Genomic DNA, 14,800 nt, shown 5'->3' with positions numbered 1-14,800 from the left:
ACCGGCCTTGTCTGATCCAAGACCGCTGACTTTATCAGGTATATCATGACCGAATCTTTTGCAGCCCTCTTTGAAGCAAGCGAATTAAACCTCAACGTTGAAAAGGGTGCTGTCATCCAAGGCGTTGTAGTAAGCATCGACTCTGATTGGGTAACAGTTGACACTGGCCTTAAATCAGAAGGTATTGTTGACCGCGCTGAATTCTTAAATGAACAACGTGAACTTGAAGTTCAAGTTGGCGACACTGTAGACGTTGTTGTTGAAGCTCTTGACAACGGTATGGGTCAAACAGTTCTTTCACGCGAAAAAGCTAAACGCGCTGAAACTTGGACTAAACTTGAAAAAATCTTTGAAGACGGCGAAATCGTTACTGGTGTTATCTCTGGTAAAGTTAAAGGCGGTTTCACAGTTGACATCGGTCCAGTACGTGCGTTCCTTCCTGGTTCTTTAGTTGATACTCGTCCTATTCGTGATACTACTCACTTAGAAGGCAAAGAGTTAGAATTTAAAGTAATCAAACTTGACGCTAAACGTAACAACGTTGTTGTTTCTCGTCGTGCCGTAATGGAAGCTGAATCTTCAGCTGACCGTGAAGCTCTTCTTGCTCAGCTTGAAGAAGGCCAAACAGTTACTGGTACAATTAAAAACCTTACTGACTACGGCGCATTCGTTGACCTTGGCGGTATTGATGGTCTTCTTCACATCACTGATATGGCTTGGAAACGCATCAAGCACCCTTCAGAAGTTGTTGAAGTTGGTCAAGAAGTTACTGTTAAAGTACTTAAATTTGACAAAGAACGTAACCGCGTATCTTTAGGCCTTAAGCAATTAGGCGAAGATCCATGGTTAGCGATCATGAACCGTTACCCTAAAGGTTCAATCGTTAAAGCACGCGTAACTAACCTAACTGATTATGGTTGTTTCGCTGAAATCGCTGAAGGCGTTGAAGGTTTAGTACACGTTTCAGAAATGGATCACACAAACAAAAACATCCACCCATCTAAAGTTGTTCAGATTGGTGACGAAGTTGATGTTATGGTTCTTGAAGTTGATGAAGAACGTCGTCGTATTTCTTTGGGTATCAAACAAACTCGTGCTAACCCATGGGAAGAGTTTGCTAAAGACCACGACAAAGGTGAAAAAGTTTCTGGTACGATTAAATCTATCACTGACTTCGGTATCTTTATTGGTTTACCAGGCGGTATTGACGGCCTAGTTCACTTGTCTGATATTTCTTGGAACGAACAAGGCGAAGAAGCTATCCGTCGTTACAAGAAAGGTGACACTGTTGAAGCGGTTATCTTGTCTGTAGATGCTGAAGGCAACCGTATCAGCCTTGGTATCAAACAAATGAACAATGACCCGTTCAATGACTACTTAACAACTAACGAACGCGGTGCGTTGGTTAAAGGTACAGTAACTGCAGTTGACGCTAAAGGCGCAACTATTAAGTTAGCTGACGAAGTAGAAGCTTCTTTGAAAGCATCTGAAATCAACCGCGATCGCGTTGAAGATGCAACTAAATTCTTAGAAGTTGGTCAAGAAGTTGAAGCTAAAATCATCAACGTTGACCGTAAATCACGTTCTATCAACTTGTCTATCAAAGCGAAAGACGAAGCTGAAGAAAAAGAAGCAGTAGCTAACCTTAATAAGACAGCTACAGCAACTACAGAAAATGGTCCTAAAACCATTGGTGATTTGATCAAAGCTCAAATGAACCACTAAGTAAGTGTTTGAATTGTATTGATAATGTAAGTTATTTAATACTTTTTACATAATTACTGTAAACGGTAGCGTAGTAAGTCATTATTACGCTACCGTTTTGTATTTAAACAGGTTATTATCAGGAAATAGATTCCAAGTAGCTTGATAATTAAAGAGGTCGCAGATGACTACTGAAGCACTTAATAAGTCAGACTTAATAGAACGCATTTCTCTTAAAAACCCGCACTTAGCTGAACCGCTGGTTGAAGAAGCTGTTAAGATCATGATTGATCAAATGATAGAAGCACTAGCAACAGATAATCGCATTGAAATTCGTGGCTTTGGAAGTTTTGCATTGCATCATCGTGAACCACGTGTGGGCCGTAATCCTAAAACGGGTAAATCTGTAGAAGTAGCTGCAAAAGCAGTTCCTCACTTTAAACCAGGTAAAGCATTGCGTGATGCCGTAAACGAAACAGCAGAATAAGTTTAGATTCAATTCGAGGTGTTTATGCGTTACGTTTTAGTTGTTTTACTCATTGTTTTGTTTGGCTATTCGTTGTTCCTTGTTTTGCAAAATGGAACTGAATTGTCTGTAGATTTACTATTTACTCAAGTTCCTGCAATGCGCTTAGGGTTACTATTACTGTTAACTTTAGCTTTGGGTATTGTGCTGGGTTTATTGATTGGAGTACAAGTCTTTCGTGTATTCCAAAACAATTGGGAAATTAAACGTTTGCGTAAAGATATTGAACACCTACGTAAAGAACAGATTCAAGCTGCACAATTGGCAGCTGCTGAAGCTGCAGCACATACGAGACATGAAAAAACGGTATTAGATATCAATCCTAATGACCGTCCATCTACACCGCTGTAAGCCACAATATAAATAAGATTTTTATCTTATAGAATATTGAAGCAAGTTTAATTTAAATGCCTTTGGACATATTGCCAAGGGCATTTTTTATTGTGTTTGAATAGGTTGATAACTATAAAAAGCGTACATTTTCATTTGAGAAAGAGTTTTTGAGTAAAGAAGAATTCTTTAGCTTGTATTTAGATTAACTGGAATGGTCAGTGAAAAAGTCCTATAGGTCATACAATGTATTCGATGCGATCCATTGATCTTTTTATTTTTATTTTTTTGAACGTGAAATCATTGGGTTAATGAAATCAATTCCAGTCATGATATTTCAAACTTCCAGCTATGCTTAAGCTCTAACATGGCTTCTATTGGTTTTATGGCATATTCCAAAATCAATATTTAAGATGCTGAATGAGAATTTTAAATCACCATAAGAGAATCTAATTGCTACTTTGTGTCTTTGGCTATTCTAGCTGTTACATTTTACACATTTCTATATGCTAGAGCAGAGATATGGTCTTTGATTTATACTTTTAAAGTATAAATTTATGTAATAAAGGCTATTAACTTTTCTTATGTTTTCAGCTTTAATAAAGTAGACTATTTTTATCAAGAATCTAATTTTAAATTATCAGTTATTCGCCAAAATGATATTGGGTTGTTCAACTTAAAAGGATATTTTAAAACGTACAACCTTGGAGTAAAACCTCAACGAGGTACAAGGAAGATGCAATCATTTAGCCAACACTCAGATTTAAAACATAATACAAAGCAAGCCGATTTTGCTCAAAATTTGATGTCTAGTATTTGTGGCGATCATCGTTTAGAAACAACATATCGCAATACTTTGGACTTTCAATATGATGGTCTACGTTTGCCTAATAAGCACATGACCATTGGTTGTATTCAATATGGTGCCAATGTTGCAATTAATATTTCACAGCTTAAAGCTTATAGTATTAGTTTGCCTTTGAATGGGAAACAATCTTTAAATATTAGGGGTGAACATTATCAGTCTGACCAAAGTAATGGTTTAATTGTTTCAAATAATGATTTTCAAGATTTATTTATTGATAAAGATTGTAAAAAATTACAGGTCGTTATTCCTGAGCAGAGTATGCAGTTGGTGCTCTCTGATTTGCTGAATCATCCCGTACATGAAAGTATTATTTTTAATCCCAACATGGACTTAGCTCTGGATCAAATGATTGGAGCTTGGTGGTCAAACATTCAGAATTTCATGTTAGTTAAGTCACAATATACAGATTTTTATGGTTTAAGAATGTTTTCTGAAGATTATGAAAATTTTTTGATTAAAGCATTGTTACTTTCACAAGAAAATAATTTTTCAGAAGCTTTGCGAAATTTATCATCTCAAGAGGTGCCACTTTTTATTCGTAATGTTAAAAAATTTATGATTGATCATGCTCATGAAATGCTGTCTATAGAAATGATTTTACGGGTGGCAGGGGTTTCGAAAAGTAAATTATATGATCAATTTCAGTATTATTATGGAATGAGTCCACTGGTCTTTTTAAAAAAGCATCGTCTACAGAAAGTATATAAAATTTTGAGTAGCGGTCAGCAACAAGATATTTCTATTTCAAAAGTTGCATATGATTGGGGATTTAGTCATTTAAGCCGATTTTCGCAAGAGTATCGCGAGGAGTTTGGCGAAAACCCAAGTGAAACTAAGGCGAAATTTCAGTAGTTTTTGGGGCATTTATAGTATAAATGAGCGCTTGTCCTCTTTATTTAAAAAGGACAAGCGCTGTGTGGATTAAGCCAATTCTTGTGTGTTAATTTCTTGTTTATCTTTAGATTTTTCAGAAATTACTTTAATGCTTAGCGCAATAAATGAGATAACGGTTGGAATTGCTAGGATATAGAAAATACCACTGAGGCTGAGTTCAAACGTAAAAATAAGTGAACCATAGAACGCGCCGATGATAGCACCAACACGACCAATACCGTGCATCCAAGATACGCCAACAGCACGACAGGTTGATGGGTAAAATAAGGCAGATAAAGGTAAAAGTGAAGATTGTGCACCTACCAATAATGCACCAATTAAGAATAGGCTAATGCCAAATAAGATAAAGTTTGAGCTGACAAAACCTGTGATGATAAATAGGATAAATGCAAATAGATAAGCATATCTGATGACATTTGTAGGATTTAACTTATCCATATACCAACCCATGATCACTGCGCCAATCACGCCACCAAATGGGAAAATTGCAGCAATTAAACTGAATTGTTGTGTGCTAAACCCAGCAGTTTTGAGAATTGTTGGCATCCAACTGGTTAGAAGATAAAATACCAATAAGCTCATAAAACAGCATAACCATAACATGCTTGAACCCCAGAAGTATTTACCTAATACTTGTTTGACTGGGCTTTCATCACTTGTATTTGCTTCTGCTGTGGCTAATTTAAATTGGACATTGTCAGCAAAAGGATGACCTTGAATTTTCTCTAAAATACCTTGAGCTTGTTGAGTCTTATTTTTCTTGACGAGGTATTGGGTCGATTCAGGTAATTTTAGCATTAAAAATACCGCTAAAATAATCGGGATCACACCGCCAATAATAATAACTTTAGCCCAACCGAAACTTTCTAAAAGAAATGCAGAAAGTATCCCACCGCATGAAATTCCCAACATAAAGCCACAACCTGCAATTCCTGTCAGAAAGGCTCTACGTTTAATGGGCATATATTCTGAAACGATTGTACTGATGTTTGGCATCGCTGCGCCCAAACCAATACCCGTAATAAAACGATAAATCATCAGATCCTGTGTAGATGTTGCAAGGCCACACATGATTGTGAAAATGGCAAACAGCAAGGTAGTTGCAACAATTACTTTTTTACGACCAAATTTATCTGCAAGTGGCCCTGAAATAATGGCGCCAATAGACATACCGACCAGTGCTGCACTCAGTACAGGTGCGAGTTGTGGTTTGGTTATTCCCCAGTCATCGAGTAAGGCGGGTGCAACAAAACCAATAATTCCTGTATCTAATCCATCGCAGAAAAAGACCAAAAATCCGAGAAAAAACACCAACCACTGTAATGGCGAAAGTTTGTCACGATCTATGACATGATTGATATCGACTGTTTGCATAATTATTCCCTTAATAATTGAAAATCGATTGTGTTGAATGGTATATCTTTTACTTGTTGTTGCGGCTTAATTTTTAGGTGTCATAAATAAAAACTAAAACGATTAATATTTCAAAACCTTAAGATCTGAATATTGCTAAGATTTAAAATGAGTCACGTTTTAGGTTAGGTAACTCTATCATTCTGATTGAGTCTAAAAGGTATCAAACTCTAACAGTATTGTTGGATAAATCCTGTTTTCCCAGTCCATGTTTCAGTGGCTTGGCTCACAACTGGGTGATATTTAAAATTGGCAATTTATTGGAATTATCTTGTAAACGCTGTAGCTCACACAAATCAATTTCTTTAGTGACAGCATAAAAGAGTTCAATCTTAGATAGATGCTGATGTTTAGCGAGACTGATAAGCGAGCATTTTGTATTCAGCTAAATCACGTGGGCTAAGGGCTTTTTCGTCTACATATTCTTGTTCATCAATGCCCATTTCGTATTTACCTTGGCATTTCCATAAACACCTTAGCAAGACAGCCTAAGGGAAGGTGGATACCTTGGTAAATGGCCACATTCAGCAGTAATTGGCCTTCTTGAACAGAGATAAATTTTTTACATCTGCGAAATGAAGTGCTACTGAATGCGCCATTGTTTTACTTCTTAGACATGATAGAAGTCTAAAACGGAATCAATTTTGTCATTTAGTAATACGGTATGTTGTTTACGAATACGGAAGCTGTCTTCAGTTTTACGTAAAGTATAGGTTGCATGACCGTAGAATTGGCCTTCTAATCCTTGACGATTATATAAAGTTTTCCACACCACTTTGGCTTCAATTAGTCCTCCATCAAGCTCTTTAACACGCACATTACTAATAAAGTGAGCTGTACGTGGTAAAGGCGTTGCCGAAGCAGCTTTGCCTGTTTCAATGCGGAATACGCGATCTTCTAGGCCAGTACGGTCTTCATAATAAATATAAGACATCCCTTGGTTTGGATCGGTGACATAAGTATGGTCATCAATCCACTGCGGGATATGATATTCACTGTCTTCGTCATACAGCTCTAAATATTTATTCCATTGAAAATTATCGCAATATTCTGATTTTTGGTTTAAAAATTGAGACACTGCAAAAGTGAGTTCCATGCTCATGATTAAACCTCCGCTGTTTCAGTTTGGAATGTAATATCGTGCATTTTGAGTGCATCTTTCTTTAAGCCTTTGAGCATTAATTGTTGCCAATGACCATGTTGGTTGACATATAAGCCTTCATGCGTAATTTCGCGCCCTGTAATAACAGGTTGAATTCCTAAGATTTCAGCATTTTTGCTTGAGCCATAATTCCAGTTGTGATGGCCACGAGAGATATCACTCCAACGTTCTAAACGTGCTTGGAACCCTTTCTGTTGTTCTCTAAATTCAACCAAATCATCTGGTGTACCCAAACCTGACACGTTGAAGAAATCTTCAAACTGGCGAATACGGTTACGGCGAGCTTCAGCCGATTCACCTTTTACCCCAATACATTGGCTAATCACTTCAGTTTTGTTCCATGCCACAGGGCGTACAATACGTAATTGCGAACTGATTTGGTCCATAAAGAAGAGGCTTGGATAAAGATTTAAATTACGTAAACGGTGCATTGCCCATTTCGCACGATCTTCCCCAAATTTTTCGACTAAATATGGCATAACCACATCGTAACCGGGACGTACCGCTGGGTTTGGCATATCGCTAAATAATACGCTGTGACCATTTTTAAAGCTGAACCAACCATCATCGGTGTCACCATCGCCTGCACCTAATTTACTATAATCAAGCGTGTCCATATCTAGGCCATTGGCAATGTTGACTTGCTGGCGATGTTGTACTGTTGACACATAGTTATAATGCACAGTGCTGACGTGATACCCGTCTAGGCCATTTTCATCTTGGAGTTTCCAGTTACCTGCGAAGGTATAAGCTGACTTGCCTTGTAAAACTTCTAATTCACCAGTAGGGGATTGATCAACCATTAAGTCTAGGAAAACTTTAGCATCGCCTAAAAAATCTTCAAGTGTATCGGTTGCTTGTGTGTCTAGGCTGACAAAAACAAACCCACGATAGCTTTCGATACGTCCTTGTTTTAAGTTGCGTGTAGATTTATCGAAGTCTTCACAATACTCACTTGGGCCTTTGACTTTAATCAAGCGACCATCCGATTTATAGCACCATGCATGGAAGGGACAGGTAAATGTTGATTTATTGCCTTTAGCGACACGTGTTAAGGTTGCACCTCGATGCTGACAAGCATTTACCAGCGCATGTAATTCACCAGAACCATCACGGCTAATAATCATAGGTTGACGACCGATTTGTACGGTCAAAAAGTCATTTTTATTTGGAATTTCGCTTTCATGACATGCATAGATCCACACTTTTTCAAAGATGTGTTCCATTTCTAAATCAAATAATTCTGTTTCTGTAAACATTTCACGTGCAATACGATACACACCGTCTTCGGGACGAAAATCTAAACAATTGCGAATAAAATCTTGCCACTCGGCAGTGTTGCGAATTTCCATTTGGCTTTTTTCCATATTCAAACATCTCTAAGGTGATTGAAGCCTGAAAGCAAGATTCGCTCTATCCACTTTTTCCATTTCTTTATCCGATAAGTGTTTTTTACTTGAATATGTTGGAAAATGAGCTAATTCAAAACTCATAGTTTCGTTGATTAGTGTGTCGTGGGTCAGAAAAGTTAATGAATATTCAGGTAGTAACCTATCTTAGGTTGATAAATTGATTAGTCATTTCAAGGCTTATAAAGTAAAGGTCAGAATCAATTTTTATTTTTCACTATAAGAATAGGCAGAAATAGATACAGCTATAGGTTTAAAACTAGATAGAAAGAATGCCATTAGTATTTGCGTTAAAACTTTGAGTAAAACTCGGATAAACACTTGCTAAATGAGAAGGGTTTTAGATTTTATTTATGGAATAATCACATGTTTAAAAGTAAAAAATGATCGTATTGAATCCATCGAATGACTCAAAATTGGGGTTTATTTATAAAAATAGATGGATAAAAAACTTAATTGGGATTTTGAATTATTTTAGAAAATTAGTCTTGGTCGTCTTGAGCTTAATCCGTATAATGCCATAATTTTGTCAGTTTGAAGGGTCTCCTCATGAGTATTATTGTTGCTTTAGATGCAAAAAGTCATGATGACGCAATGGCGATTGCTGGGCAATTAGACCCTGAATTATGTCGTGTAAAAGTCGGTAAAGAATTATTTACCCACGAAGGTTCATCAATTGTTAAAGCTTTACATGGCGAAGGTTTTGAAGTCTTTTTAGATCTAAAATTTCATGATATTCCAAATACAACGGCACAAGCCGTGTGTGCGGCTGCCGATATGGGCGTATGGATGGTCAATGTCCACGCTTCTGGTGGTCGTAAAATGATGGAAACTTGTGTTGAGCGTTTAAAGGCTGGTAACTATAACACCCAACTGATTGCAGTTACGGTGTTGACGTCTATGGGGCGTGAAGATTTAGCCGATATTGGTCTAGATGTTGAACCCTTTGAACAGGTGAAACGTCTTGCAAAGCTAACCAAAGAGAGTGGTTTGGATGGTGTGGTCTGTTCAGCCCAAGAAGCAAAAATGCTACGGGAAACTTTAGGTTCAGAATTTGCATTGGTTACACCGGGTATTCGTCCTGAAGGTTCGAATGCAGATGATCAAAAACGCATTGTCACACCTAAACAAGCCATGTTAGATGGCTCAACGCATTTAGTGATTGGTCGACCAATTACGCAAGCTGAAAACCCAAATCAAATGCTAAAAGATATTTTGGCAACGCTGTAATTTTTTCAAAATCAAAAAGCCTTTCTTTCGAAAGGCTTTTTATTATTTTTAGTTCCAAAAAACGCATTGTTTTACATGCCATTTTCCCTTGATAGATCATATCATTTATAAGGGGAAACCAAAAAGCAAAGGATTAAAGTGCTGCCAATATGCTGACGACAATTGGTGCAAGTACAGACAATACAAAACCGCTCACCATCGCATGCGGGATAAAGTCATTACCACAAGATTGTTTCACCATGGGTAGGGTTACATCCATTGCTGTTGCACCTGCAGATGAAATAGCTGAGCGTGGATAACGCCACCCAATTAAGTACATAAAAATAATTGCAAAAATTTCTCTGAATAAATCATTAATTAGGGCAATACTGCCTAAATGAGCATTCTTTAATTCGGTCACGACAATTCCGGTCATTGAATAAAAACCATAGCCTTGTGAAAGCATGATTAAATCTTTCAGGCTAATTTCATCAATAAACAATGAAATTGCGATAGCACCTAAAATTGAACCAACAATACAAGCAAGAGGAACCAATAAAATTTTCCAGTTCAACCATGAACGATCTAATGGTGAATAAGCTAAATCTAAGCCAATTAAAAACATAAAAACTAAAAGTAGACTCCATGTGCTGACACGCATACTGAAGTTGAAAGTGTTAGCAAATTCAGCAATCCCATAGCCCACAGCTAAAGCAAAAAAAGCGTAGCCAATATTAAGCAATGACTTGGTGAGTAGGTCGATTGAAACTTTCCCTTGTAAGGGCTGATAGCCAATCATTTTAAATAATGCATAGCAACAGATAAATGCACCCAAAGAGGTTGCTAAAGCCAAGCCAATTGCACTGGATAAGATTTGTGTAGGATTGGCAATATTATGCAGCGTTTGTGAAAATTCGATCGCAATTGCAATTAATAAAATATAAGTAAAGTAGGGTAAAACTTTAAAACAGAGCTGTTCTAATTTCTGCGGAAGTTTGCGTGCAAGTACAAAACCAAGAAAAAGACAAAAGAGAAGTTGGAAAATCAACCAAAGAGATTGCATAAATGACATAAGCAGGTGAAGAACACCCGCTTATTATGACAACTTAATATTTACGCTGCACGGTTTCCATGTGATTTAGACAAAAGAAGATAGTCTGCAGCATTGAGTTTCTTGGTTTTTAGCCAATATTTCCATGTATACGTTGGCCAAAGTGCAAAATTTTTACCACCGTCTTGTTGATACCAACTGACACAGCCGGATTGCCAAACCGTACCATCCATCATGGTTTGTACATCATGATTGAACTGATCTTGCACTTGGTCTTTTACCACAATGGCTTGGCTATGGGTTTTTTCAACCAAATTGATCATTTGTAGAATGTATTCTACTTGGGATTCAATCATGAAAATGACCGAGTTATGTGCAAGTACCGTATTTGGGCCCAAGAGTTGAAATAAATTTGGAAAGCCTTTTGTTGTAATACCAAAGTAGCTTTCAGCGCCATTTTTCCATGCATCTTTTAGTTCAACATGGTTTAAGCCTGTGCAGTTAAAAGATTTTAAGTAAATGCGTGGGTCGGTAATGAAGCCCGTACCATAAATTAAACAATCAATTTTTCGCTCTTTACCATCTTTGGTCATAATACTGTCGGCGGTTAATTCAAGAATTCCTTCGGATACCAATTCGACATTTTTACGGTTAAAGGTTGGGAAATACTTATTGGAAACCAATATTCGCTTGCAGCCCATAATGTAGTTGGGCGTTAATTTTTTAACTAAAGTTTTGTCTTTCACTTGAAAGCGAATAAAGAACTCGGCAAGTTTTTGTGCATATTTCATGGTGACAGGTTTCACAATGGGCACCACACGTGATTCATTGGACCAATACAATCGTGCACGATGCAATTTTCTAAACCAATCAAATTGAGCAAATAGCTTTTTTTCTAAGGTTTTATATAAACGTTCATCTCGGGGAATGACCCATGCTGCAGTGCGTTGAAAGACGTAAAGTTGCTCTACTTCAGGTGCAATTTCTGGAATATATTGAATTGCACTACCACCTGTACCAATTGAGGCCACTTTTTTACCTTGCAAGGCGTATTCGTGATCCCATTGTGAAGAGTGAAAAACTTTGCCTTTAAATTTTTCTATCCCAGAAATATGTGGAATTTGTGGGACGTGTAAAGGGCCAGATGCAAAAATGACATATTGTGCCACTAAGGTACTTTGATCATTTAAGGTCAGATTCCAGCAGCATTCATCTTCTAAATATTGAGCAGAAATGACTTCACATTGGAGTTTTGCATATTGGTTTAACTGGTGTTCAGAGATGAGTCCCTGAATATAATCAAAAATTTCAGAGGCTTCTGCGTAGCGTTTAGACCAGTCTGTTTTGGGTGCATAAGACAGCGAATACATATGCGACTGCACATCGCAAGCAGCACCTGGGTAACGGTTTTCACGCCATGTCCCGCCAAAGTCATTGGCTTTTTCTAAAATAATAAAGTCTTGAGTATTGTTTTGTAAGAGACGAATTGCCATAGCAATGCCGCCAAAACCACCACCAATAATTGCAATTTGAGTTTTCTGAATGGTTTGTTCTTGTTGCTGTGCATTATGCATAATTGAAGCTCTTGTTTTCTTTATACGTCATAGCATAAAACACATTGTTATTTGAAGACTATGATTTGTATGACAGGAAAATTGATCAAAACGGCAATTTTCAAGCCCGAGTTTTTATAGTACAAAAGATAGAACTATTTATGAGTTGGTGTGGTAATGAAGCGATCAATTCTGAGCTTGATGTATTTGGTGCAGGGAATGCGCAAAGCAGGAATAGATGTAGATTCAAAACTACAAGAAATCGGCTTACGTATAGATGCATTAGACCCAACTTCTGTGATTCATCCCAGTTTAGAGTGGGATGTGCTTAAAGTAATTGGAAAAGATATAGCGCCCGAAAAGGGAATATATATTGGACAACATTATGCTTTGGCAGGTTATGGCCCGCTTCTGATGTTATTGGTTACAAGCCAATCCATACGAACAGGGTTAGAACAGGGGATGCGTTTTCAACAATTGACACATTTAACAGGTCATTTGGGGCTGGAAATATCAGATCATAAAATGGCGTTATGTTATCGACCTCAAAATATTCATAGTGAATTAGGTTTATTGTTGGCGCAATGCGAAATTTCGGGAACATATAAGTTCATTCAAGACTTATATAAAATGATGGGATTGGCACCGCCACAAGTACGCATTGAACTACCGTTTAAACAACCTAAAGACCCAGCTCAGTTAGCGATTTATCATGATTATTATGGTTCGCAGGTTAAATTTGGATCAGATTTTGCATTTTTCTGGTTCGATGAAGGGATTTTAGACATTAAGATTCCTTCTGCTGACCCAATGACATTCAGATTATATGAGTCTAAATGCATTGCCGAGCTCAATCGCTTAATGGAAGATGAAGAGTCACCATCTTTAGTACAGCGAGTTCAAGATTACTTAGAACTGCAAACAGGGGGAATGCCAACGATGTTTGAAACGGCTCAAGCACTGAATATCCCTGAACGTACTTTACGCCATCAGTTACAGCAACTGAACACCAGCTATAAACAGATTAGAGAAAAGATCATTAAGGATAAAGCATTGCGTTTAATGGAATATAACGAATATTCAATTGAGATGATTGCGGAACTACTCGGTTATTCAGAGCCTGCCGCGTTTAACCATGCATTTAAACGCTGGTTTGGACAAAGCCCGCGTCAATATACAAAATAGCCTAAGTTTATTAATGCCAAAGTGTTATATATTACGGTTCAATCTTCGCTATAATTTTATGTAGCCCAAAATAGTATTAAATGATATGTCAGACTTTCAATCTCCGCACAATACTGCCTTTACTCCAATTTCACCTGCAGAGCGCTACGCACAAGCGTTAGCATCTGGACAGTTTTTACCAGATGAAGCACAAGCTGAAGCAGTGCATGAGCTGGATAGAGTCTGGCAAGAACTGATTCAACGTTTTAAGGCATCAAAAAAAGCCTTTCGTCGTTTCCGTCGTCAAACTTCGCCACAGGGTGTGTACATGTGGGGTGGTGTCGGTCGTGGTAAAACATGGTTGATGGATCAGTTCTATGAATCGGTTCCATTTCGTCGTAAAACACGAATGCATTTTCATCATTTTATGCAACATGTGCATCGTGAGCTAAACAAACTTTCTGGTCAGCGTAATCCATTAGAATTGGTTGCAGACCAAATTTATAAAGAAGCAGTCGTGATTTGTTTTGATGAGTTTTTTGTCTCAAATGTCACGGATGCTATGATTCTAAGCGAATTATTTCAAAAATTATTTACTCGTGGCGTGACCTTGGTTGCAACCTCGAATATTGCACCAGATGGTTTGTACAAGAATGGCATTCATCGTGATCGTTTTATTCCGACTATTGAAATGGTGAAAAAGCATTGTGTGGTACTGAATGTCGATGCAGGTGTCGATTATCGTCTACGCGTACTAAAACAAGCACAGCTGTTTAAATCACCATTAACCCATGAAAATAAAATTTGGATGGCACAGCGTTTTAGCGCTTTAACCCAGACCCAAAGACAGTCACAAGAACCTATTATTATTAATAAGCGTATTGTTGAAACGATTGGTCATACTGAAGATGTGTTGTGGTGCGAATATTCGGAACTGTGTTTAAAACCGCGTAGCCCAGCCGACTTTATTGAAATGGCCAATATTTATAATACGGTTTTGGTCAGTAATGTACCGCATATGACTGACTATTTATCAGAAGGAACGCGCCGTTTTATTTATTTAGTCGATGAGTTTTATGATCGTGGTGTAAAACTAATTTTAACCTCTGAAGATTCAATTATTGACTTGTATCAAGGTGAAAAATTAGCTTTTGAAATTGAACGCACGCGTTCACGTTTATTGGAAATGCAGTCGGATGATTATTTACATGCGGCGCATCGACATATTAATGCAATAGAAAGTGTTAATTAGTAAAAAAGTTTAAGTGAAAAGCGCCAATTTTTGGCGCTTTTTTTTATGTAAAAATGACTGGTTAATTTATCGACATTTAACACTTTTCATGGCTTAATCGAGCCTTGGAAAGACAAAAAGAAGATATTTTGTATGTTTTTAAAGCAAAAATCTGAACTTAAGTCTAATTTCGACATTTCAAAAACTTTATACACTATTGAAGAGCATTCAAGTTGATGATGATGTCGCATTTCTGATCTTTAAATTTATTAACTTATGAGGGTAT

12 protein-coding genes and 1 pseudogene are annotated in these 14,800 nt (G+C 37.4%); 7 read left to right on the top strand and 6 right to left on the bottom strand.

The window, feature by feature from the left end:
- The first annotated feature begins 45 nt into the window (after positions 1 to 45).
- The 4 genes from rpsA to BBP83_RS11010 all read left to right on the top strand — a co-directional run bounded on the left by rpsA (position 46) and on the right by BBP83_RS11010 (position 4,280).
- Positions 46 to 1,725, top strand: a complete 1,680-nt coding sequence (rpsA, locus tag BBP83_RS11025; RefSeq protein WP_068888450.1) for a 30S ribosomal protein S1 — start codon at positions 46 to 48, stop codon at positions 1,723 to 1,725.
- A gap of 163 nt (positions 1,726 to 1,888) precedes the next feature.
- Positions 1,889 to 2,191, top strand: a complete 303-nt coding sequence (locus tag BBP83_RS11020) for an integration host factor subunit beta (RefSeq protein WP_068888447.1) — start codon at positions 1,889 to 1,891, stop codon at positions 2,189 to 2,191.
- Positions 2,192 to 2,215: 24 nt separating this feature from the next.
- Positions 2,216 to 2,581, top strand: coding sequence for a lipopolysaccharide assembly protein LapA domain-containing protein (locus BBP83_RS11015; RefSeq protein ID WP_068888445.1), 366 nt, complete (start codon positions 2,216 to 2,218; stop codon positions 2,579 to 2,581).
- 715 nt (positions 2,582 to 3,296) lie between these two features.
- Positions 3,297 to 4,280, top strand: a complete 984-nt coding sequence (locus tag BBP83_RS11010; RefSeq protein WP_068888444.1) for an AraC family transcriptional regulator — start codon at positions 3,297 to 3,299, stop codon at positions 4,278 to 4,280.
- A 69-nt stretch (positions 4,281 to 4,349) separates the two neighbouring features.
- On the opposite strand, the gene BBP83_RS11005 is transcribed toward BBP83_RS11010, so the two are convergent.
- The 4 genes and pseudogenes from BBP83_RS11005 to antA form a co-directional block, all read right to left on the bottom strand.
- Positions 4,350 to 5,696, bottom strand: a complete 1,347-nt coding sequence (locus tag BBP83_RS11005) for an MFS transporter (RefSeq protein ID WP_068888442.1) — start codon at positions 5,694 to 5,696, stop codon at positions 4,350 to 4,352.
- Between the two features lie 392 nt (positions 5,697 to 6,088).
- Positions 6,089 to 6,334 (bottom strand): annotated as a pseudogene (antC, locus tag BBP83_RS15525) (anthranilate 1,2-dioxygenase electron transfer component AntC); the annotation flags it as partial.
- A gap of 11 nt (positions 6,335 to 6,345) precedes the next feature.
- The gene (gene antB / locus BBP83_RS11000; RefSeq protein WP_068888440.1) at positions 6,346 to 6,837 is read right to left on the bottom strand and encodes an anthranilate 1,2-dioxygenase small subunit; all 492 of its coding nucleotides are present in this window, start codon (positions 6,835 to 6,837) and stop codon (positions 6,346 to 6,348) included.
- Positions 6,838 to 6,839: 2 nt separating this feature from the next.
- On the bottom strand, positions 6,840 to 8,249 hold the full coding sequence (gene antA / locus BBP83_RS10995) for an anthranilate 1,2-dioxygenase large subunit (protein WP_068888611.1): 1,410 nt from the start codon (positions 8,247 to 8,249) through the stop codon (positions 6,840 to 6,842).
- A 606-nt stretch (positions 8,250 to 8,855) separates the two neighbouring features.
- On the opposite strand from antA, the gene pyrF reads away from it, so the two are divergent.
- Complete coding sequence (gene pyrF / locus BBP83_RS10990; RefSeq protein ID WP_068888438.1) at positions 8,856 to 9,536, top strand: orotidine-5'-phosphate decarboxylase; 681 nt, start codon at positions 8,856 to 8,858, stop codon at positions 9,534 to 9,536.
- Between the two features lie 133 nt (positions 9,537 to 9,669).
- On the opposite strand, the gene BBP83_RS10985 is transcribed toward pyrF, so the two are convergent.
- A complete protein-coding gene (locus BBP83_RS10985; RefSeq protein ID WP_068888436.1) occupies positions 9,670 to 10,578 on the bottom strand; it encodes a LysO family transporter in 909 nt (302 codons plus the stop codon).
- 50 nt (positions 10,579 to 10,628) lie between these two features.
- Positions 10,629 to 12,140 (bottom strand): flavin-containing monooxygenase, encoded by a 1,512-nt coding sequence (locus tag BBP83_RS10980; RefSeq protein ID WP_068888434.1) that lies wholly within the window; start codon positions 12,138 to 12,140, stop codon positions 10,629 to 10,631.
- 156 nt (positions 12,141 to 12,296) lie between these two features.
- On the opposite strand from BBP83_RS10980, the gene BBP83_RS10975 reads away from it, so the two are divergent.
- On the top strand, positions 12,297 to 13,304 hold the full coding sequence (locus BBP83_RS10975; RefSeq protein ID WP_068888432.1) for a helix-turn-helix domain-containing protein: 1,008 nt from the start codon (positions 12,297 to 12,299) through the stop codon (positions 13,302 to 13,304).
- 85 nt (positions 13,305 to 13,389) lie between these two features.
- Positions 13,390 to 14,535 (top strand): cell division protein ZapE, encoded by a 1,146-nt coding sequence (gene zapE, locus BBP83_RS10970; RefSeq protein WP_068888431.1) that lies wholly within the window; start codon positions 13,390 to 13,392, stop codon positions 14,533 to 14,535.
- The last annotated feature ends 265 nt before the right edge of the window (positions 14,536 to 14,800 follow it).

Source organism: Acinetobacter celticus, from assembly GCF_001707755.1.
GTDB classification, from domain to species: Bacteria; Pseudomonadota; Gammaproteobacteria; order Pseudomonadales; family Moraxellaceae; genus Acinetobacter; species Acinetobacter celticus.
The sequence above is the reverse complement of the archived record's forward strand: the minus strand, read 5'-3'. Positions and strand labels throughout refer to the sequence as shown.